Source organism: Burkholderia thailandensis E264, assembly GCF_000012365.1.
Taxonomy (GTDB): domain Bacteria; phylum Pseudomonadota; class Gammaproteobacteria; order Burkholderiales; family Burkholderiaceae; genus Burkholderia; species Burkholderia thailandensis.
This window is the reverse complement of the sequence record NC_007651.1, coordinates 1,745,758-1,766,940: the sequence shown is the minus strand read 5'-3', so window position 1 is coordinate 1,766,940 and position 21,183 is coordinate 1,745,758. Positions and strand designations below refer to the sequence as shown.

General features: G+C 67.6%; 19 protein-coding genes. 11 read left to right on the top strand and 8 right to left on the bottom strand.

Annotation, left to right across the window (positions count from 1 at the left end; translation table 11 throughout):
• The first annotated feature begins 145 nt into the window (after nt 1-145).
• Complete coding sequence (locus BTH_RS20180) at nt 146-412, top strand: DUF2164 domain-containing protein (protein WP_009889710.1); 267 nt, start codon at nt 146-148, stop codon at nt 410-412.
• A 40-nt stretch (nt 413-452) separates the two neighbouring features.
• Here the strand turns inward: BTH_RS20180 and BTH_RS20175 are convergent, their stop codons facing one another.
• The 3 genes from BTH_RS20175 to BTH_RS20165 all read right to left on the bottom strand — a co-directional run bounded on the left by BTH_RS20175 (nt 453) and on the right by BTH_RS20165 (nt 5,072).
• Nucleotides 453-1,763, bottom strand: coding sequence for a replication-associated recombination protein A (locus tag BTH_RS20175; protein WP_009889709.1), 1,311 nt, complete (start codon nt 1,761-1,763; stop codon nt 453-455).
• Between the two features lie 220 nt (nt 1,764-1,983).
• Complete coding sequence (gene lolA, locus BTH_RS20170; RefSeq protein ID WP_009889706.1) at nt 1,984-2,694, bottom strand: outer membrane lipoprotein chaperone LolA; 711 nt, start codon at nt 2,692-2,694, stop codon at nt 1,984-1,986.
• A gap of 71 nt (nt 2,695-2,765) precedes the next feature.
• Entirely contained in the window at nt 2,766-5,072 is a 2,307-nt protein-coding gene (locus tag BTH_RS20165; RefSeq protein ID WP_009889704.1) for a DNA translocase FtsK, read from the bottom strand.
• A gap of 330 nt (nt 5,073-5,402) precedes the next feature.
• Here BTH_RS20165 and trxB point away from each other — a divergent pair, with 330 nt between their 5' ends.
• From trxB to BTH_RS34575, 4 genes are all read left to right on the top strand, one after another.
• Nucleotides 5,403-6,365: a thioredoxin-disulfide reductase gene (gene trxB, locus BTH_RS20160; RefSeq protein WP_009889703.1), complete on the top strand. Its 963-nt coding sequence runs from the start codon at nt 5,403-5,405 to the stop codon at nt 6,363-6,365.
• Between the two features lie 163 nt (nt 6,366-6,528).
• The gene (locus tag BTH_RS20155) at nt 6,529-7,272 is read left to right on the top strand and encodes a Smr/MutS family protein (protein WP_009889702.1); all 744 of its coding nucleotides are present in this window, start codon (nt 6,529-6,531) and stop codon (nt 7,270-7,272) included.
• Between the two features lie 25 nt (nt 7,273-7,297).
• Nucleotides 7,298-7,918, top strand: a complete 621-nt coding sequence (locus BTH_RS20150) for a trimeric intracellular cation channel family protein (protein ID WP_009889701.1) — start codon at nt 7,298-7,300, stop codon at nt 7,916-7,918.
• Between the two features lie 15 nt (nt 7,919-7,933).
• Nucleotides 7,934-8,095 carry a hypothetical protein gene (locus BTH_RS34575; protein ID WP_009889696.1) on the top strand — a complete coding sequence of 54 codons (162 nt, stop codon included), beginning with the start codon at nt 7,934-7,936 and terminating at the stop codon, nt 8,093-8,095.
• Nucleotides 8,096-8,178: 83 nt separating this feature from the next.
• Here the strand turns inward: BTH_RS34575 and BTH_RS20145 are convergent, their stop codons facing one another.
• The 4 genes from BTH_RS20145 to BTH_RS20130 form a co-directional block, all read right to left on the bottom strand.
• Nucleotides 8,179-9,297, bottom strand: coding sequence for an ABC transporter ATP-binding protein (locus tag BTH_RS20145; protein ID WP_009889694.1), 1,119 nt, complete (start codon nt 9,295-9,297; stop codon nt 8,179-8,181).
• Nucleotides 9,298-9,402: 105 nt separating this feature from the next.
• Complete coding sequence (locus tag BTH_RS20140; RefSeq protein WP_009889693.1) at nt 9,403-10,260, bottom strand: carbohydrate ABC transporter permease; 858 nt, start codon at nt 10,258-10,260, stop codon at nt 9,403-9,405.
• Entirely contained in the window at nt 10,250-11,188 is a 939-nt protein-coding gene (locus tag BTH_RS20135; RefSeq protein ID WP_009889690.1) for a carbohydrate ABC transporter permease, read from the bottom strand. The genes BTH_RS20140 and BTH_RS20135 overlap by 11 nt, the downstream gene beginning before the upstream one ends.
• 155 nt (nt 11,189-11,343) lie before the next feature.
• A complete protein-coding gene (locus tag BTH_RS20130; protein WP_009904308.1) occupies nt 11,344-12,591 on the bottom strand; it encodes an ABC transporter substrate-binding protein in 1,248 nt (415 codons plus the stop codon).
• Nucleotides 12,592-13,051: 460 nt separating this feature from the next.
• On the opposite strand from BTH_RS20130, the gene zwf reads away from it, so the two are divergent.
• From zwf to BTH_RS20100, 6 genes are all read left to right on the top strand, one after another.
• Nucleotides 13,052-14,521: a glucose-6-phosphate dehydrogenase gene (gene zwf / locus BTH_RS20125; protein ID WP_009889689.1), complete on the top strand. Its 1,470-nt coding sequence runs from the start codon at nt 13,052-13,054 to the stop codon at nt 14,519-14,521.
• A gap of 91 nt (nt 14,522-14,612) precedes the next feature.
• The gene (pgl, locus tag BTH_RS20120; protein ID WP_009889688.1) at nt 14,613-15,293 is read left to right on the top strand and encodes a 6-phosphogluconolactonase; all 681 of its coding nucleotides are present in this window, start codon (nt 14,613-14,615) and stop codon (nt 15,291-15,293) included.
• Nucleotides 15,271-17,196, top strand: coding sequence for a bifunctional transcriptional regulator/glucokinase (locus tag BTH_RS20115; protein ID WP_011402098.1), 1,926 nt, complete (start codon nt 15,271-15,273; stop codon nt 17,194-17,196). The genes pgl and BTH_RS20115 overlap by 23 nt, the downstream gene beginning before the upstream one ends.
• A gap of 395 nt (nt 17,197-17,591) precedes the next feature.
• Nucleotides 17,592-18,392, top strand: a complete 801-nt coding sequence (locus BTH_RS20110; RefSeq protein ID WP_009889686.1) for a transporter substrate-binding domain-containing protein — start codon at nt 17,592-17,594, stop codon at nt 18,390-18,392.
• Nucleotides 18,393-18,477: 85 nt separating this feature from the next.
• Nucleotides 18,478-19,137, top strand: coding sequence for an amino acid ABC transporter permease (locus BTH_RS20105; protein ID WP_009889685.1), 660 nt, complete (start codon nt 18,478-18,480; stop codon nt 19,135-19,137).
• A gap of 58 nt (nt 19,138-19,195) precedes the next feature.
• Complete coding sequence (locus BTH_RS20100; RefSeq protein WP_009889682.1) at nt 19,196-19,921, top strand: amino acid ABC transporter ATP-binding protein; 726 nt, start codon at nt 19,196-19,198, stop codon at nt 19,919-19,921.
• 26 nt (nt 19,922-19,947) lie between these two features.
• Here BTH_RS20100 and BTH_RS20095 read toward each other — a convergent pair whose 3' ends face one another.
• Nucleotides 19,948-21,183, bottom strand: a complete 1,236-nt coding sequence (locus BTH_RS20095; protein WP_009889680.1) for a Bcr/CflA family multidrug efflux MFS transporter — start codon at nt 21,181-21,183, stop codon at nt 19,948-19,950.

Sequence of the window (21,183 nt, the reverse complement as noted above, 5' to 3'; positions counted from 1 at the left end):
AAATCGTTGTGTAAGGGGGGAATTCTAACGCACCGCGCGCCCGCTACGGCGTCGGCCAAACGGCCGGTGTCGCAAACCGGCCGTCCGTGGCAGTATCGCGTTGCCGGCATGCGCGCCGGTCGACATCCGCATCACTGGAGAATCGATGGCCATCGAATTGGACAAGGACGTGCGCGAGCGCGCCATCGCGTCGCTGCAACGCTATTTCACCGAAAACCTGGAAGAGCCGATCGGCAATATCCAGGCCGGCGCGCTGCTGCATTTCTTCGTCGAGGAAATCGGGCCCGCGATCTACAACCTCGCGGTCGCCGACGCGCAGTCGAGCCTGCACACGCGCGTCGCCGAACTCGACATCGATTGCCATCAGGAGCCGTTCGGCTACTGGAAGCAGCAGCCGGCGCGCAAACGCTGAACCGACGGACGGCGACGCCCGCCCCCCCGCGTCGGCGCCGCTAGTCGTTCTTGCCCGCTTCGCGGTCGAGCTCGCGCAACCAGGCGAGCTTGTCCGCGATCTTCGTCTCGAGCCCGCGCGGCACCGGCTTGTACCAGCGCGGCTCGCCCATGCCGTCCGGCAAGTACGTCTCGCCCGCCGCGTATGCGTTCGGCTCGTCGTGCGCGTAGCGGTACGCGTGGCCGTAGCCGAGTTCCTTCATCAGTTTCGTCGGCGCGTTGCGCAGATGCACCGGCACCTCGCGCGACTTGTCCTGCCGCACGAACGCCATCGCCTCGTTGTACGCGTTGTAGCCGGCGTTGCTTTTCGCCGCGCACGCGAGGTAGAGCACCGCCTGCGCGAGCGCGAGCTCGCCCTCCGGCGAGCCGAGCCGCTCGTAGGTCTGCGCCGCATCGTTCGCGATCTGCATCGCGCGCGGATCGGCCAGGCCGATGTCCTCCCACGCCATCCGCACGACGCGCCGCGCGAGGTACTTCGGGTCCGCGCCGCCGTCGAGCATCCGGCACAGCCAGTACAGCGCGCCGTCCGGGCTCGATCCGCGCACCGACTTGTGCAGCGCGGAGATCTGGTCATAGAAGTTGTCGCCGCCCTTGTCGAAGCGGCGCGCGTTCATCGTCATCGCGCTCTCGACGAACGCCGCGTCGATCGTCGTCACGCCCGCGGACGAAGCCGCCGTCTGGGCCTGCTCGAGCAGGTTCAGAAAGCGCCGCGCATCGCCGTCCGCGTAGCCGACGAGCGTGTCGACCGCCTTGTCGTCGAACGCGAGCCCGTCGAGCGCCGTGTCCTGCGCGCGCTTGAGCAGTTGGCGCAGCTCGTCTTCCGTCAGCGACTTCAGCACATACACCTGCGCGCGCGACAGCAGCGCCGAATTCACCTCGAAGCTCGGGTTCTCGGTCGTCGCGCCGATGAACGTGACGAGCCCCGATTCGACGAACGGCAGCAGCGCGTCCTGCTGCGCCTTGTTGAAACGATGGATTTCGTCGACGAACAGGATCGTGTGGCGGCCGGTGCGGTTCAGCGTGTCGCGCGCCTGCTCCATCGCCTCGCGGATGTCCTTCACGCCGCCCAGCACCGCCGACAGCGCGATGAACTCGCAATCGAACGCGAGCGCGGTCAGGCGCGCGAGCGTCGTCTTGCCGACGCCGGGCGGCCCCCAGAGAATCATCGAATGCGGCTTGCCCGATTCGAACGCGAGCTTGAGCGGCTTGCCTTCGCCGAGAAGATGCGTCTGCCCGATCACGTCGGCGAGCGTCTTCGGGCGCAGCGCCTCGGCGAGCGGCCGGCGCGGTTCGACTGCAAACAGGTCGGACATGGACCTTGGCTCCCACGAAAAAAGCGATGGCGGCGCGCATTCGCCGCCCGACCGGACATTATGACAGCCGCGCGGCGCAACGCCACGGCGGCCCGAACCGCGGCGCGGCGGCCGGCGCCTGCGGCCTCCCTCACGGCGCAACGCGACTCGGGCGCGCCGAAACGAACCGGGCCCGCCATCGCTGGCGGGCCCGGTCGCGGATCGAAGCGCCCGGCGGCGCTCAGCCGGTGACGACGTCGGCGCCCTTCGGCACGACGAACTTGAACTGATCGGCCTTGAGCGGCGGATTCGTCTGAATGTTCGTGAACGTGAGGAGCGTCACGTTGCCGAACACGTCGTGCAGTTCCATCGCGGCGAGCATGCCGTTCCTGAAACCGATGCCGATCCGCTGGAACTGCGTGTCCTGCGCCTTCGGCACCATCTCGAGCCAGTCGATTCCGCCCTTCTCGCCCGCATCGCGCAGCGTGTAGTTCTTGTCGATGTCGTTGCTGCCGAACAGGATCGCGGCCGGGCTCGCGCCGAGCGCGCCCGCGAGCTTGCGCTCGGTGACCTGGTTCAGATCCTTGTCGTACACATAGAGCTTGTCGCCGTCGGCCTGCAACACCTGCTGGTAAGGCTTCTGATACGTCCAGATGAACTTGCCGGGCCGCGAGAACACGAAGCTGCCGCTCGAGTTGTCGGTGGGCTTCACGGTCGGCACCGCGCCGCTCGCCGCCTTCGACGGCGCCTTGACGATCTGCTGCGTGAAATCGCCCTTCGCCGCATGAACCTTCGCGACGAACGCCTTCAGTTGCTCGGTGCCGCCCGCGCATGCGTGCGACGCGACGAGCGCGAGCGCGGCGCCCGCGAGCGCGGCGCGCAGCGTGCGCGCGAACCCGCGCTTGGGCGCGGAACCCGAACCGGTATGAACTGCCAACGACTGATGCTGCATGCTGTGGTTTTCTCCGTAGACGGCCGGCGCGCGTTCGACTGGCGCGCCGGCGCGGATTCACTGCGCGAATTTCACTCGGCGTCGCGCGCGGGCGTGAGGATTTCGCGGTTCCCGCTCGACGACATCGCCGACACGAGCCCCGACTGCTCCATCTGCTCGAGCAGCCGCGCCGCGCGGTTGTAGCCGATCCGCAGGTGGCGCTGCACGAGCGAGATCGACGCGCGCCGGTTCTTGATGACGATCTCGACCGCCTGGTCGTACAGCGGATCAGACTCGCCGTTCGCATCGCCCGTTCCCGCGGCCGAGCCTTCGTCGCCGTCGATCGTGCCGCCCTCGAGGAGGCCCTCGATGTAGTTCGGCTCGCCGTGCTCCTTCAGCTTCTCGACGACGCGGTGCACCTCGTCGTCCGACACGAACGCGCCGTGCACGCGCACCGGCAACCCGCTGCCGGGCGGCAGGTACAGCATGTCGCCCTGGCCGAGCAGCGATTCGGCGCCCATCTGGTCGAGGATCGTGCGCGAATCGATCTTCGACGACACCTGGAACGCGATCCGCGTCGGCACGTTCGCCTTGATGAGGCCCGTGATCACGTCGACCGACGGACGCTGCGTCGCGAGGATCAGGTGGATGCCGGCCGCGCGCGCCTTCTGCGCGATTCGCGCGATCAGCTCCTCGACCTTCTTGCCGACGACCATCATCAGATCGGCGAGCTCGTCGATCACGACGACGATGTTCGGCAGCCGGCCGAGCGGCTCGGGATCGTCCGGCGTCAGACTGAACGGATTCGGGATCTTCTCGTCGCGCTTCTTCGCGTCTTCGATCTTGTTGTTGTAGCCGGCGAGATTGCGCACGCCGAGCTTGCTCATCAGCTTGTAGCGGCGCTCCATCTCGGCGACGGTCCAGTTCAGCGCGTGGCCCGCCTGGCGCATGTCGGTGACGACCGGGCACAGCAGATGCGCGATGCCTTCGTAGACGCTCATTTCGAGCATCTTCGGATCGATCAGGATCAGGCGCACCTGCTCGGCGCTCGCCTTGTAGAGCAGCGACAGGATCATCGCGTTGATCCCGACCGACTTGCCCGAGCCCGTCGTGCCGGCCACGAGCAGGTGCGGCATCTTCGCGAGATCCGCGCACACCGGCTTGCCGCCGATGTCCTTGCCGAGGCCGAGCGTGAGCATCGACGGCGCGTCCGCGTAGACCTCGGAGCCGAGAATCTCGGACAGCCGCACCGTCTGGCGGCGCTGGTTCGGCAACTCGAGCGCCATGTAGTTCTTGCCGGGAATCGTCTCGACGACGCGGATCGACACGAGCGACAGCGAGCGCGCGAGATCCTTCGACAGATTGACGATCTGGCTGCCCTTCACGCCCGTCGCGGGCTCGATCTCGTAGCGCGTGACGACCGGGCCCGGATACGCGGCGACGACGCTCACCTCGACGCCGAAATCCTTCAGCTTCTTCTCGATCAGGCGCGACGTGAATTCGAGCGTGTCCGCGGAAATCGTCTCCTGCGACTGCGGCGCGGGGTCGAGCAGCGAGATCGCGGGCAGCGTCGAGTCGCCCGGCAGATCGGTGAAGAGCGGCTGCTGGCGCTCCTTCTCCGCGCGCTCGGATTTCGCGGGCGTGACGACGGGCGGCACGATCGTGACGGGCTCATGCTCTTCGATGCGCACGCGCTCCTCCTCGACCTTGCCCTCGCGCTTGACGGCCGCCGCCTCGCCGAGCTTGCGGTCGCGCTCGGCCTCGCGGCGCAGCTTCGCGAGCGTGAACGCGTTGATGATCGCGTCGCCGACGCGCTCGGCGACCGACAGCCACGAAAAGCGGAAATACAGCGACAGCCCGATCGCGAGCGCGATCAGCAGCGCGAGCGTGCCGCCCGTGAAGCCGAGCGCGTGCGACACGCCGCGCGCGACCGTCTCGCCGACGACGCCGCCCGGCGCGCGCGGCAGTTGCACTTTCAGCGACCACATCCGCAGCGCCTCGATGCCGTCGCTCGCGAGCAGCACGAGCGCGAACGCGAAGCCTTCGGCGAGCCAGCCGGCCGGCTTTTCCGGCTCGCCGGGCAGCGCGTCGTGCCGGGTGATGCGCCGATAGTTCGCGGCGACGCGCCGGCCGAGCAGCACGATGAGCCAATACGCAGAGAGGCCGAAGAGGAGCAGCATGATGTCGGCCGTCCATGCGCCGACCCGCCCCGCCCAGTTCGCGATGTGGTCGACCTGCGCGGCGTGCGTCCAGCTCGGGTCGCGCCGGCTGTAGCTCAGGAGCGCCATCAGCAGGAAGGCGAACAGCGCGACCTGGAGAATCCAGCGGATCTCGGTCAGTAGGCGCGACATCCGGTGCGGCAGCGCTTGGGCCTGAGCGGTGTAAGGTGCTTTTGCCATGAATCCGTCAAAAGGGGCGATGAGGCGGCCGCGTGCGGCAAAAAACCGCCGGCGGCCCGCCGATCGTTCGATCCGATCTATTGTAAACGCTGCGCCGCCGCGCCAAGTGTAAATGACGGTAACGCCCGGCCGGCCGGCACAGGGAATGTGCACGCGGCGCCACAGTTGCGCCGTGCGACGCTATCGCGCCGATTGAAAAGTCCATTCGGCGGCGCAGCAGGCAGCCCTTTATAATGCGAGCTTTGCACCCATCTGCGACGGCATCCCGCTCGCAACGGGCCGCCCGGCAGCGTCGTCCGCCCGGCCGGCCGCTTTTTACGGATCCTGCTCATGTCCACGCCCAAACACGCGAAAGTCCTGATTCTCGGCTCCGGCCCCGCCGGCTACACGGCGGCCGTCTACGCGGCCCGCGCGAACCTGTCGCCCCTCTTGATCACGGGCATCGCGCAAGGCGGCCAACTGATGACGACGACCGACGTCGAAAACTGGCCGGCCGATCCGAACGGCGTGCAGGGCCCCGAGCTGATGCAGCGCTTTCTCGCGCACGCGGAGCGCTTCAACACCGAGATCGTGTTCGACCACATTCATACGGCCAAGCTGCACGAGAAGCCGATCCGCCTCGTCGGCGACTCGGGCGAATACACGTGCGACTCGCTGATCATCGCGACGGGCGCGTCCGCGCAATACCTCGGCCTGCCGTCGGAAGAGGCGTTCATGGGCCGCGGCGTGTCGGCGTGCGCGACCTGCGACGGCTTCTTCTATCGCGGCCAGAACGTCGCGGTCGTCGGCGGCGGCAACACGGCCGTCGAGGAAGCGCTCTACCTGACGGGCATCGCGAAGAAGGTCACCGTGATCCATCGCCGCGACAAGTTCCGCGCGGAGCCGATCCTCGTCGATCGTCTCCTCGAGAAGGAAAAGGAAGGCACCGTCGAGATCAAGTGGGACCACGTGCTCGACGAGGTGACGGGCGACGATGCCGGCGTGTCGGGCGTGCGCATCAAGCACGTGACGACGGGCGCGACCGAGGACGTCGCGGTGCAGGGCCTGTTCATCGCGATCGGCCACAAGCCGAACACCGACATCTTCAAGGGCCAGCTCGAGATGAAGGACGGCTACATCATCACGAACGGCGGCCTGTCGGGCAACGCGACGGGCACGAGCGTGCCGGGCGTGTTCGCGGCGGGCGACGTGCAGGACCACATCTATCGCCAGGCGATCACGAGCGCGGGCACGGGCTGCATGGCCGCGCTCGACGCGCAGCGCTATCTCGAAAGCCTGCACGACCACAAGTAAGCGGCGCGGCGGCGCGGCGCTACAATGACGACGCCGCGCACCGCCTGACGGGTTCGACACACCGCAGCCGCTGCGCATCGCGCAGCGGCTTTTTCATGCCCGCCGGCCCGAACCGCCGCACGCCGCGCCCGCCCCTCGGGGTATCCGATCGTATCGATTCATCATGGCGAAGAACCAGCCTCACCCGAGCGACCCCGCGAAGCGGCAAGCCGCCGCCCGCGCAGCCGAACCGGCGCCCGCGCCCGCGAGCCCGCCCCCCGCGCCCGCCGCGCTGCGCGGCCAGGGCCTCGCCGGGCTCGGCTCGCTGCGCGCCGCGCTCGCCGGCGAATCCGAGCGCCGCGCGCGCGAAGCGACGCAGGCGCAGCAGTCGGCCCGCCAGGCCTCGGCCGACGCCGACCTGTTCCGCCGCGAGATCGGCGAGATCAAGCCGCTCGCCGCGCCGCCGCGCGCCGCGAGCGGCCGCCTCGCGCCCGCGCCCGTGCCGAAGCACACGCGGCAGGACGAGGAGGCGGTGCTCTCCGAGACCTTGTCCGACGAATTCGATCCGGAAACGCTGCTCGATACCGACGAGACGCTGTACTACCACCGCCCCGGCGTGAGCCGCGACGTCGTGCGCAAGCTCAGAAGCGGCGCGTGGATCGTCCAGGCGCAACTCGACCTGCACGGAATGCGGCGCGACGAGGCGCGCGAGGCGCTCGCCGAATTCATCCGCGAATCGGGCAAGAAAGGCCTGCGCTGCCTGCGCGTGATTCACGGCAAGGGGCTCGGCTCGATCGGCAAGGAACCGGTGCTCAAGGGCAAGGTGCGCGCGTGGCTCGTGCAGAAGGACGAGGTGATCGCGTTCTGCCAGGCGCGCGGCCACGACGGCGGCGCGGGCGCCGTGCTCGTGCTGCTGCAGCCGTCCTAGACGAACGACGGCGACGGGAAGCCGCGTGCATCCGAGACTCACACTCGCGATCGCGGTCCTCGAGGCAATCGCGACGCTCGCGTTCGCGATCTCGGGTTTCGTCGAAGCGCGCAAGAACCGGCTCGATTCGGTCGGCATGTTCGTCGTCGCGCTCGCGACCGCGTTCGGTGGCGGCACGATGCGCGACGTGCTGCTCGAGCGGCGTCCGTTCTACTGGGTCGAGCACCAGGGCTACGTGATTGCGATCTTCGGCCTGTCGCTCGTCGCGCCGCTCGTGCTCCGGATGGCGTCGCGGCTTTCGGCCGAACGGCTGCTGCTCGCAGCCGATGCGATCGGCCTCGGGATCTTCAGCATCTCCGGCACGTCGATCGCGCTCGACGCGCAAATGCCGTGGTTCGTCGCCGCGATGATGGGCGTGACGACGGGCGTGTTCGGCGGAATCATCCGCGACGTGCTGTGCAACGACATCCCGCTGATCCTGCGCGACTCGCGACCGTACGCGACCTGCGCGTTCGCCGGCTGCTGGGTCTATCTGCTGCTCGTGTGGCTGCAATTCGATTCCGTCTACAGCGTGCTCGCGGCGACGGGTTTCATCCTCGTCACGCGGCTCGTCACGTACAAGCTCGACATCCGGCTGCCGCACTAGGCGCTGTTCACGCTCATGACGGGCTGGCGCGGGCTGCGCATCGCTCGCGACATGAAAAAGGGCGGCCCGCGCAAGCGCGGCCGCCCTTCTCTCTTTTCCTTCGTCGATTCCGCCATCGTCCGGATGGATCGCCCGAAGCATCCCGGTCGATCGCCGGCGCCCGTCGCCTCGTCGTGAACGGCGGCTGGGCGACGTCACGCATTCGCCCGCGCGCGCCACGCCGCGGTCCGGCATCGCCGGCCGCGCGGCATCGCGCGCAATCACGCGATCCGCGCCTCCGTCGACGGATCGAACAGCACCGCCTTCGACACGTCGAACAACAGCGACAGCTTCTGCTGCGGCTGCGGGTTCGCGGCCGGATGCACGCGGCTCACGATCCGCTTGCCGTTGACCTGCGCGAACACGTGCGTGTCGGGGCCCGTCGGCTCGGTCACGTCGACCGTCACGTCGACGGGCTGCAGGCGCGCGCCTTCGCCGCTGTGCGCGCTGCGCGCATCGGTGATCCGCTCCGGCCGCAGGCCGAGGATCACGTCGCGGCCGACGTGGCCGTTCATCCGCTTCGCGTCGAACGGCAGGTTCAGCACGCCGCGCATCGCGCCCGTATCGAGCTCGATGCCGACGCCGCTGCCCTGCTCGACGAGCTTGCCGTTGATGAAGTTCATCGGCGGCGCGCCGATGAAGCCCGCGACGAACAGGTTCGACGGCGAATCGTAGATGTCCTGCGGCGCGCCGAACTGCTGGACGACGCCGTCCTTCATCACCGCGATCCGGTCGCCGAGCGTCATCGCCTCGATCTGGTCGTGCGTCACGTAGACGATCGTCGTGCCGAGGCGCTGATGCAAGAGCTTGATCTCGGCGCGCATCTCGATGCGCAGCTTCGCGTCGAGGTTGGACAGCGGCTCGTCGAACAGGAAGAGCGCGGGGTCGCGCGCGAGCGCGCGGCCCATCGCGACGCGCTGACGCTGGCCGCCCGACAGCTGCCCCGGCTTGCGCTCGAGCAGGTGCTCGATCTGCAGCATCGCGGCGACGCGATCGACGATTTGCTTCTGCTCGCTCTTCGGCACCTTGCGGATGTTCAGGCCGAACGAGATGTTCTCGCGCACCGTCATCGACGGATAGAGCGCGTACGACTGGAACACCATCGCGATGTCGCGATCCTTCGGCGACAGATCGTTGACGACCTTGTCGCCGATCCGGATCTCGCCCTTCGTCACGGTCTCGAGGCCCGCGATCATGTTGAGCAGCGTCGATTTCCCGCAGCCCGAACCGCCGACGAGAATCAGGAACTGACCGTCCTCGATGTCGATGTCGACGCCCTTCAGGACGGGCACGCCGTTCGGGTAGGTCTTGTACACGTCACGGATGGAAAGGCTTGCCATGCTGTGAATCCTCTGTCTCATTGCGGCGCGCGTGCGCCGCGTCGTGTCTCGTATCGTTGCGCCGCGCGCGGCGCCTCGCGTATTCGCGTCGTGCGTGTGCCGACGTCACCCCTTGACCGCGCCCGCCGTGAGGCCGCGCACGAAGTAGCGGCCGGCGATCACGTAGACGAGCAGCGTCGGCAGCGCGGCGATGATCGCGCCCGCCATGTCGACGTTGTATTCCTTCACGCCCGTCGACGTGTTGACGAGGTTGTTCAGCGCGACCGTGATCGGCATCGAATCGACGCCCGAGAACACGATCCCGAACAGGAAGTCATTCCAGATCTGCGTGAACTGCCAGATCAGGCACACCATGAAGATCGGCAGCGACACCGGCAGCAGGATCTTCGTGAAGATCGTGAAGAAGCCCGCGCCGTCGATGCGCGCCGCCTTCACGAGCTCGGCCGGCACGCTCACGTAGAAGTTGCGGAAGAACATCGTCGTGAACGCGATGCCGTAGACGACGTGCACGAACACGAGGCCCGGAATCGTGTTGGCGAGCCCGAGCATCCCCTGCAGGCGCGCCATCGGCAGCAGGATCACCTGGAACGGAATGAAGCAGCCGACGAGCAGCATCGTGAACAGCGCATCCGCGCCGCGAAAGCGCCAGTGCGTGAGCACGTAGCCGTTGAACGCGCCGATCAGCGACGAGATCAGCACGGCCGGGATCACCATCTTGATCGAGTTGAAGAAGAACGGCTTCATCCCGTCGCAGCGCACGCCGGTGCATGCCTCGCCCCACGCCTTCACCCACGGCGCGATCGTCCAGCTCGACGGCGGCGTGAGCAGGTTGCCGGTGCGAAGCTGGTCGAGATCCTTGAACGACGTCGACAGCATTACGTAGATCGGGAACAGGAAGTACAGCGCGAACAGGATCAGCGCCGCGTAGATCACTGCCCGGCTGATCGTCATCTTAGGCTGCATTGCGGGTGCTCCTCGATTCCAGATACATCAGCGGCACGAGTACCGCCACCACGGTGGCGAGCATCATCACCGACGACGCCGCGCCAACGCCGAGTTGCCCCCGGTTGAACGAGAACGTATACATGAACATCGCGGGCAGCGACGACGACGTGCCGGGCCCGCCCGCCGTCAGCGCGACGACGAGGTCGAAGGTCTTGATCGTGATGTGGCAGAGAATCAGCAGCACCGAGAAGAACACCGGGCGCATGCTCGGGATCACGATCTTGCGGTAGATCGTCGGCAACGTCGCGCCGTCAACCTGCGCGGCCTTGAAGATCTCGCTGTCGACGCCGCGCAGGCCGGCGAGGAAGAGCGCCATCACGAAGCCCGTCGATTGCCAGACGGCCGCGATCACCACGCAGAAGATCGCCTTGTCCGGATCGTCGAGCCAGCCGAACGAGAAGCTCGTGAACCCCCAGTCGTGCATCACTTTCTCGAGGCCGAGGCCCGGATTCAGGATCCACTGCCATGCGGTGCCCGTGACGATGAACGACAGCGCCATCGGATACAGGAACACCGCGCGCAGCGCGCCTTCGTTGCGAATCTTCTGGTCGAGCAGGATCGCGAGGAAGAGGCCCAGCACGACGCAGATCACGATGAACGGCAGGCCGAACCAGCCGAGGTTCGCGGCCGACGTCCACCAGACGTCGTTCTGGAACAGGTCGGAATAGCGGCCGAAGCCGTCGAAGTCGTAGTTCGGCAACAGCCGCGAATTCGTCAGCGACAGATAGCCGGTGACGGCGATGAAGCCGTAGATGAAGATCAAGGCGATCGCGACGCTCGGCGCGAGCACCAGTTTCGGAATCCAGCGGTCGGCGAACGCCGACAGCGGCGATGTGCGGTGCGCGGCAGCCGCGCTGGTTCCGTTTCCGCTAAGAGGGGCAGCCACGTGTTTCGACTCCTGGAACGAGGTCGCCGCGCGCGGGCACGAAGCCGGCGCGGACGGCGGGTACGGCGCGGGCCGGCTCGCGGCCCGTTTGCAGCGCTTGCAGCACGAAGCGCCCGGCGCGCACGATGCGCGCATCCGGGCGCTCGCGCCGTGCGTTACTTCACCTTCGCGGCACGCGCGAGTGCGGCGACCGCGCTCTTCGCGTCCTGCTGCGAGTTCATGAACTTCGTCACGACGTCGGAAATCGCGCCCGCCGTCGCGTCGCCCTGCGCCATGCCGTGCGCGAGCGACGGCACGTAGCCGCCGGACTTGATCGCCGTCTGCTCGTCAGCGTAGGACTTCTTCGCGCAATCGTCGAACTTGTCCATCTTCACGCCGAGGCGCACCGGGATCGAACCCTTCAGCAGGCTGAACTGCTCCTGGAACGCGGGCGTCATGATCGTCTTCGCGAGCGCGATCTGGCCGGGCGTCGCCGCCTTCTGACCCTTCTGCTGGAAGAACACGAACGAATCGACGTTGAACGTGTACGCATTCGCCGTGCCCGGCACCGCCGCGCAGATGTAGTCCTTGCCCGGCTTCTTGCCGGCCGCCTCGAACTCGCCCTTCGCCCAGTCGCCCATGAACTGCATGCCGGCGCGGCCGTTGATGACCATCGCCGTTGCCAGGTTCCAGTCGCGGCCGTTGCGGCCCGAATCGAAGTAGCCTTGGATCTTGCGCACCGTGTTGAACACGTCGAGCATCTTGTCCGACGTGAGCGTCTTCTGGTCGAGATCGACGAGCGCCTTCTTGTAGAAGTCGGCGCCTTGCGACAGCACGACGTCTTCCCACAGCGTCAGGTCCTGCCACGGCTGGCCGCCCATCGCGACCGGCTGGATGCCCGCCGCCTTCAGCTTGTCGGCGATCTGGAAGAATTCAGGCCACGTCGCGGGCGGCTTCGCGCCGATCTTGTCGAGCGCGGCCTTGTTGATGTAGAGCCAGTTGACGCGGTGCACCGAGAACGGCGCCGCGACGGTGTTGCCCTTGTACTTGATGATCTTGTCGATCTCGGGCGGCAGGTTCTGCTTCCAGTCGCCCGCGGCGGCGTCGATGTTCACGAGCACGCCCTGGTCCGCCCACTCCTGGATGAGGGGCCCCTTGATCTGCGCGGCCGACGGCGCGTCGCCGCTGATGACCTTCGTCTTCAGCGCGGTCATCGCCGCCGCGCCCGCGCCGCCCGCGACCGCGAAGTCCTTCCAGACGTAGCCCTGCTTCTGCAGGTCGTCCTTCAGCGCGCCGACCGCCTTGGATTCGCCGCCCGACGTCCACCAGTGCAGCACCGTGACATTCTCTGCCGCTTGCGCCGCGGCAGCGCCGAACAACAGGCCTGCGGCGCCGAGCGCGCCCATGATCGCGCGAATTTTCATCAGTTATCTCCTCCAGATTTGGATCGATTCGTCAGGCTTTTTACCGCGCGGATGCGCGAAAGCCGGCTTTGCTACGGAACGACACGGGAAATCGAGCCGCGAACGACGCATGATCGATGCGTTCGGGCCGATGCCGGCCGCGGGCTCTTAGGAACTGAGTGACTCGAGATTCAACGACCGTCTCCTCTTTTGGGCTATCCGGTTCCGCCGCCGCACGGCTCGAACCCGGGGCAGCGACGCGCGCGAACATGCGCTTCATCAATGTCCGATAACATTTCCGCGTGCGGCGCATGCGCCGCACGGCCCGTTCGAAGAGCGCGCCTCTTCATGCCGTGCGCTTCTTTTCTTCGTCCAGGTGCTACCCCTTGCGGCGGATTGTAGTTAAACTACAATTCAGTGTCAAAAATATTTTTATCGCACTACGGCCCGCGTCGCGGGCATCCCCAAACGGCGGAGACACATGCATACCGATTCGAGCTTCACCTTCGTTCTCTTCGGCGGCACCGGCGATCTGTCGATGCGCAAGATCCTCCCCGCGCTCTTCGAAGCGCATCGCGCGAACATGCTGTCGGAAACCGGCAGGATCGTCGCCGTGGCCCGCCATGCGGCGGACCGCGACGGCTACCTGCAGTGGGTCGAAGAGCACGTGAAGCCGCATGCGGCGAAGGCGGCGGGCCGCGCGTTCGACGAAGCGGCCTGGCGAAGCTTTCTCGAGCGCATCGTCTACGTGAAGCTCGACCTCGGCCGCGCGGAAGATTACGCGCTGCTGCGCGACACGGTCGGCGGGCTCTCGGGCATCCGCGTGTTCTACCTGGCGACGGGCCCGTCGCTCTTCGTGCCGATCTGCAAGGCGCTCGCCGCCGTGGGCCTGAACGAGGGCGCGCGGATCGTGCTCGAGAAGCCGCTCGGCTACGATCTGCGCTCGTCGAACGCGATCAACGACGCGGTGGGCGAGATCTTCGCCGAAGATCAGATCTACCGGATCGACCACTATCTCGGCAAGGAGCCGGTGCAGAACCTGCTCGCGCTGCGCTTCGGCAATGCGCTGTTCGAGCCGCTGTGGCGCCGCGAATGGGTGGAGAGCATCCAGATCACGATCGCCGAGGAACTGGGCGTCGAGGCGCGCGGCGATTTCTACGACAATACCGGCGCGCTGCGCGACATGGTGCAGAACCACCTGCTGCAGTTGCTTTCGATCGTCGCGATGGAGCCGCCGCACTCGATGGATTCCGATTCGGTGCGCGACGAGAAGCTGCGCGTGCTGCGCGCGTTGAAGCCCGTCGATCCGCGCGACATCGGCAAGGTGGCGGTGCGCGGCCAATACCACGCGGGCGTGATCAAGGGCGCGCAGGTGCCCGCGTACGCGACCGAGCCCGGCGTGAAGGCGGACAGCCAGACCGAGACGTTCGTCGCGCTGAAGGTCGAGATCGAGAACTGGCGCTGGGCCGGCGTGCCGTTCTTCCTGCGCACCGGCAAGCGCCTCGCCGACCGCGTCGCGGAGATCGTCGTCAACTTCCGCCCGGTGCCGCACTCGGCGCTCGGGCCCACCGCGCTGCGCGCGGGCGCGAACCGCCTCGTGATCCGGCTGCAGCCGAACGAATCGATTCGCCTGTACTGCCTCGCGAAGCAGCCGGGCGAAGGGATGAATCTGGCGAGCGTGCACCTCGACCTCGCGTTCGACCAGTTCTTCAAGGAAGGCCAGATGGAGGCGTACCAGCGCCTGTTGCTCGACGTGATCAACGGCCGCCTCGCCCTCTTCGTGCGGCGCGACGAGCAGGAAGCCGCATGGCGCTGGGTCGAGCCGATCCTGAACGAATGGGCGCGCTCGACGAAGCCGCCGAAGCCGTACGCGGCCGGCACCTGGGGGCCCGCGGCCGCGAGCGCGATGCTCGCGCAGCACGGCACCTGCTGGCTCGAGGAAGAAAACTGATGCGACGCGGCGCGCGGGCGGCTTCGTCCGCGCGCCGGCCGGTGGTCCCCACCGAATTCAATCCATTCTATAAAGGCAGTCTGGAGGAGAAGTGATCGAGGTTCACGCTTTCGAAACCCCGCGCGCGCAAACCGAAGCGCTCGCGCAAGCGGTCGGCGAAGCGCTCGCGGCCACGCTCGCGCAACGCGCGCGCGCAACGCTCGCGGTGTCGGGCGGCACGAGCCCGCGGCCGTTCCTGCAAACGCTGTCGGGCGCCGCGCTCGACTGGCCGCGGATCGACGTGACGCTCGTCGACGACCGCTGGGTGTCCGACACCGACGACGCGAGCAATGCGAAGCTCGTGCGCGAGACGCTGCTGCGCAACGCGGCCGCGCACGCGCGCTTCGCGCCGCTCGTCGACATGCGCGAGTCGCTCGACGCGCAAATCGCCGCGCTCAACCAGAGCCCCGCGCACCCGCTGCCCGACGTCGCCGTGCTCGGCATGGGCGAGGACGGCCACACCGCGTCGATCTTCGCCGACGCGCCCGAATGGGATCACGCGATCGCGACGACCGAGCGCTTCGTCGGCGTCCATCCGGGCGCGGCGCCCCATGCGCGCGTGAGCCTGTCGCTCGGCGCGCTCAAGCGCATCGAGCGCCTGTTCCTGCTGATCGCGGGAAGCCGCAAGCGCGAGGTGCTCGAGGCGGCCGCGGCCGCGCCGCAGAAGAACGCGATTTCGCAACTGGCCAACGACAAGGGGACGAAGCTCGATGTCTACTGGTGCGCAAACTAAGGCCGCCGAGGCGAGCCAGCACGCGGACGGGCCGCGCCTATTGGCCGACGTCGGCGGCACGAACGCGCGCTTCGCGCTCGAGACGGGGCCTGGCGAGATCACGCAGATCCGCGTGTACCCCGGCGCCGAGTATCCGACGCTCACCGACGCGATCCGCAGGTATCTGAAAGACGTGAAGATCGGCCGCGTGAATCACGCGGCGATCGCGATCGCGAACCCCGTCGACGGCGATCAGGTCCGGATGACGAATCACAACTGGAGCTTCTCGATCGAGGCGACGCGCCGCGCGCTCGGCTTCGACACGCTGCTCGTCGTCAACGATTTCACCGCGCTCGCGATGGCGCTGCCCGGCCTGACCGACGCGCAGCGCGTGCAGATCGGCGCCGGCGCGCGCAGGCAAAACAGCGTGATCGGCCTGATGGGGCCGGGCACGGGGCTCGGCGTGTCGGGCCTCATCCCCGCCGACGACCGCTGGATCGCGCTCGGCAGCGAAGGCGGCCACGCGACGTTCGCGCCGATGGACGAGCGCGAGGATCTCGTGCTGCAGTACGCGCGCCGCAAGTATCCGCACGTGTCGTTCGAGCGCGTGTGCGCGGGCCCGGGCATGGAGATCATCTACCGCGCGCTCGCCGCGCGCGACAAGAAACGCATCGCCGCGAACGTCGTCACGGCCGACATCGTCGAGCGCGCGCACGCGGGCGATGCGCTCGCGCTCGAGGCGGTCGAGTGCTTCTGCGGAATTCTCGGCACGTTCGCGGGCAACCTCGCGGTGACGCTCGGCGCATTGGGCGGCATCTATATCGGCGGCGGCGTCGTGCCGAAGCTGGGCGAGCTCTTCATGCGCTCGCCGTTTCGCGCGCGCTTCGAGGCGAAGGGCCGCTTCGAGGCGTATCTCGCGAACATCCCGACCTACCTGATCACCGCCGAATATCCGGCGTTCCTCGGCGTGTCGGCGATCCTCGCCGAGCAGTTGTCGAACCGCACGGGCGGCGCGTCGTCGGCCGTGTTCGAGCGCATCCGCCAGATGCGCGACGCGTTGACGCCCGCCGAGCGGCGCGTCGCCGATCTCGCGCTCAACCACCCGCGCTCGATCATCAACGATCCGATCGTCGACATCGCGCGCAAGGCCGACGTGAGCCAGCCGACCGTGATCCGCTTCTGCCGCTCGCTCGGCTGCCAGGGGCTGTCGGACTTCAAGCTGAAGCTCGCCACAGGCTTGACGGGCACGATCCCGATGAGCCACAGCCAGGTGCATCTCGGCGATACGGCCACCGATTTCGGCGCGAAGGTGCTCGACAACACCGTGTCGGCGATCCTTCAGTTGCGCGAGCACCTGAACTTCGAGCACGTCGAGCAGGCGATCGACATCCTGAACAACGCGCGGCGCATCGAGTTCTATGGGCTCGGCAATTCGAACATCGTCGCGCAGGACGCGCATTACAAGTTCTTCCGCTTCGGGATTCCGACGATCGCGTACGGCGACCTGTACATGCAGGCCGCGTCGGCCGCGCTCCTCGGCAAGGGCGACGTGATCGTCGCGGTGTCGAAGTCCGGACGCGCGCCGGAGCTGCTGCGCGTGCTCGACGTCGCGATGCAGGCGGGCGCGAAGGTGATCGCGATCACGTCGAGCAACACGCCGCTCGCCAAGCGCGCGACGGTGGCGCTCGAGACCGACCACATCGAGATGCGCGAGTCGCAGTTGTCGATGATCTCGCGAATCCTGCATCTCGTGATGATCGACATCCTCGCGGTCGGCGTCGCGATCCGCCGCGCCTCGCCGAACGCGGAGCTCGCGGAGGCGATGGCGCGCGCGAAAGCGCGCGCGGGTGCGAGCGCGGGCGACGAAGCCGCGGACGTGCTCGACTGGCTGAGCCACGGCGCGGCGCCCGCGGCGAAGGAGTGACGCGCGCGTTGCGCGTCGCAGCTTGCAGCCATGCCGGAGCCTTCGCGCTCCGGCATTTTTTTGGGCGATCCGAAACGGATTCCACACTGCTCCCGCCCTTTGCCTGCTGCCCCCCGTTCATATCCGATTGCGCCCGGTTGCGCTCACGGCAGCGCGCTTGCGCAACCTTCGCAAACGGTAGAAAAACTTTCCATGCCATGCTGTAAATCCGTACTTCTTTGGAAACATTTTCCATTTTGGCGAAATTAAGCTTGCCGTCACTCGACCCGCATTTGCAGCGTGTCGAACGGCACCCTCGCCGCGCGCCCGCCACGGAATCGGCACTCGCGGCGAGCGCCGGCATGACGACGCGGTCACGAAATCGCTCGCTCGGCTTATCCCCACGGAGATCGAAGATGAAGGCATTCAAACCGATGTTCACGTCAGCACTCGTTGCCGCGCTGCTCGGCATCGCGACCGCATCCGCGCACGCGGCCGATTTGCTCGACAGCGTCAAGCAGGCCGGCGTGCTGAAGATCGCGCTCGAGGGCACCTATCCTCCGTTCGACTACCGCAACGCCGACGGCCAGCTCGAAGGCTTCGACGTGGACGTCGCAAAGGAAGTCGCCGCGCGGCTCGGCGTGAAGCCGCAATTCGTCACCACCGAGTGGAGCGGAATTCTCGCGGGCCTGCAGGCGGGCAAGTTCGACGTGATCGTCAACCAGGTCGGCATCACGCCCGCGCGCCGGCAGGCGCTCGACTTCAGCCAGCCGTACGTGTACTCGGCCGCGCAGTTGATCCAGCGCGCCGACGACAAGCACGACTACGGCGCGCCGGGCGCGCTGCAGGGCAAGCGGATCGGCGTCACGCTCGGCACCAACTTCGCCGATCTCGCGAAGACGCTGCAAGGCGTCGACGTGAAGACCTATCCGGGCGCGCCGGAGAAGCTGCGCGACGTCGCCGCGGGCCGCATCGACGTCAGCATGGACGACCGGCTGATGCTGCCGTATCTGATCAAGAACGCGCACATGCCGCTGCGGCCCGGCGCGACGATCAAGGGCGGCGAGACGCAGATGGGCATCCCGTTCCGCAAGGGCAATCCGAAGTTCGCGAAGGCGCTCGACGACGCGCTCGCGTCGATGCGCGCGGACGGCACGCTCAAGAAGATCTCGGTGCACTGGTTCGGCGTCGACACGTCGACGCCGAGCGCGCAATAAGCGGCTGGCCGCCCCGCCCGCGCCGCGCGCGCGTCGGCGCGCATGCCGCCGCCGGCGCGCGCGCCAACGATCTGGAGACAAGTTCATGCAAGCGTTCGATCTGGTCGTGCATACCCTCCCCATCCTCGCGAGAGGCGCGGTTCTCACGATGAAGTTCGCGGTCGCGTCGATGGTGCTCGGATTGATCGTCGGCCTCGTCGTCGCGATCGTGCGAATCGGCAACAACCGGTTCCTTTCCGCGATCGCGCAAGGCTACGTGAGCCTGATGCGCGGCACGCCGCTCCTCGTGCAAATGTTCGTCGTCTACTACGGGCTGCCCGACATCGGCATCTCGCTCGACCCGACGTCGGCCGGCATCTTCACGCTGACGCTCAACGCAGGCGCGTACCTGTCCGAAAGCATGCGCGGCGCGATCCTCGGAATCGGCCGCGGCCAGTGGGCCGCGTCGCACAGCCTCGGCCTCACGCACGCGCAGACGCTGCGCTACGTGATCTGCCCGCAGGCGCTGCGCCTCGCGGTGCCGAGCCTCGGCAACACGCTGATCAGCCTCATCAAGGACACGTCGCTCGTGTCCGTCATCACCGTCACGGAACTGTTGCGCTCGACGCAGGAAGTGATCGCGTCGACGTTCCAGCCTCTGCCGCTGTATCTCGCCGCCGCCGCGATCTACTGGGTGCTGAGCACGCTGCTCGCTCGGCTCCAGGGCCGCATCGAAACGCGCTGCGCGCTGCCGTCGACACATTGAACGCGCGCCGGAGCGCCGGTTCCGGCCGCGCCCGCCGCAATTCACGAAGCACCCCGACATGATCACGCTCGACAACGTATCGAAGTGGTACGGCCCGCATCAGGTCCTCGCCGATTGCAGCGCGACGGTCTCGAAAGGCGAAGTGGTCGTCGTCTGCGGGCCGTCCGGCTCCGGCAAGTCGACGCTCATCAAGACGATCAACGGCCTCGAGCCGTTCCAGAAAGGCAGCATCACCGTCGACGGCGCGCGGCTCGGCGATCCGTCGGTCGAGCTCGCGCGGTTGCGCGCGCGCATCGGCATGGTGTTCCAGCATTTCGAGCTGTTCCCCCATCTGTCCGTGCTCGACAACCTGATGCTCGCGCAAACCAAGGTGCTGCGCCGCGAGCGCGACGAAGCGCGCGACATCGGGCTGCGCCTCATCGATCGCGTCGGCCTGAGCGCGCACGCGCGGAAGTTTCCGGGGCAACTGTCGGGCGGACAGCAGCAGCGCGTCGCGATCGCGCGCGCTCTCTCGATGAATCCCGTCGCGATGCTGTTCGACGAGCCGACCTCCGCGCTCGATCCCGAGATGATCAACGAGGTGCTCGACGTGATGGTCGAGCTCGCGCGCGAAGGGATGACGATGGTCTGCGTCACGCACGAGATGGGCTTCGCGCGCAAGGTCGCGCATCGCGTGCTGTTCATGGATCGCGGCGCGATCGTCGAGGACGCGCCGAGCGACGCGTTCTTCGCCGCGCCGCGCTCCGAGCGCGCGCGCGAATTCCTCGACAAGATCCTGCACTGAGCCGCTCGCCGCGCCCGCCGGCGGCGTTACGCGACGTCGGCGCTGCCGAGCCTGCCCTTCACCGGCCGGCCGTGCCAGCGCAGCACGAGCACGCGCCCGCCAAGGCACAGCAGGCCGGTCGCGCCGATCGTCACGCCCATCGCGAACGGCGTGCCGTCCGCGAGCGCGCCGATCGCGACGCTTGCGAGCGCGCCGAGCGCGAGCTGCATCGCGCCGAACACGGCGGCCGCGGCGCCCGCGTTGTGCGGATAGCGCAGCATCAGGTCGGTCGTGCAGTTCGCGGACAGGATGCCGACCACGCTGACGACGAAGAACAGGCTCGCGACGATCGACCACAATCCGCCCAGCCCCGTCAGCGCGAAGAACGCGACGCAGAACGACGCCGCGCCGCTCAGCAGCGACGCGCCCGCGATGATCTTCAGCGAGCCGACTCGGCCGACGAGGCGCGTGTTCAGGAAATTGCCGATCATGATGCCGACGACGTTCAGCCCGAACAGCAGCCCGTAATGCTGCGGCGACACGTGGAAGTAGTCGATATAGACGAACGGCGTCGCGGTGATGTACGCGAACATCGACGCGAACGCCATTCCGCCGCACAGCATATGGCCCCATGCGACCGGATCGGCGAGGATGCGTCCATACGCGGCGAACGAATTCAGCACGGCCGAGCTCGCGCGCTTTTCGCGCGGCCAGGTCTCGGGCACGCGCAGGAACGCGGCCGTCGCGCAGACCGCGCCGAACAGCGTGAGCACGACGAACACGCCGCGCCAGCCGGAAAAGCGCAGCACCTGCCCGCCGATGAGCGGCGCGAGAAGCGGCCCGATCGCGGTGACGATCGCGACCATCGACAGCACCTTCGCGGCGTCGGACGGCTCGTGCGCGTCGCGCGCGATCGCGCGTGCGAGCACTGACGCGGCACCCGCGCCGAACGCCTGCAGAAAGCGGACGACGATCAGCATGTCGATCGACGTGGCGACGAAGCAGCCGATGCTCGCGAGCGTGAACAGCGCGATGCCGCCGAGCAGCACGGGGCGGCGGCCATAGGTATCGGACAGCGGGCCGTAGAGCAGCATGCCGATCGAAAAGCCGGCCATGAAGCTCGTCAGCGTGCGCTGCGCGGCGGCGGCGGTCACGCCGAAGCCGTCCGCGATCGCGGGCAGGCTCGGCAGATACATGTCGGTGGCGATCGGCCCGCACGCTGCGAGCGCGCCGAGCAACAGGATCAGCCGGCCGTCGGGCCGGCGTCTTGCGACGTGAGGCAT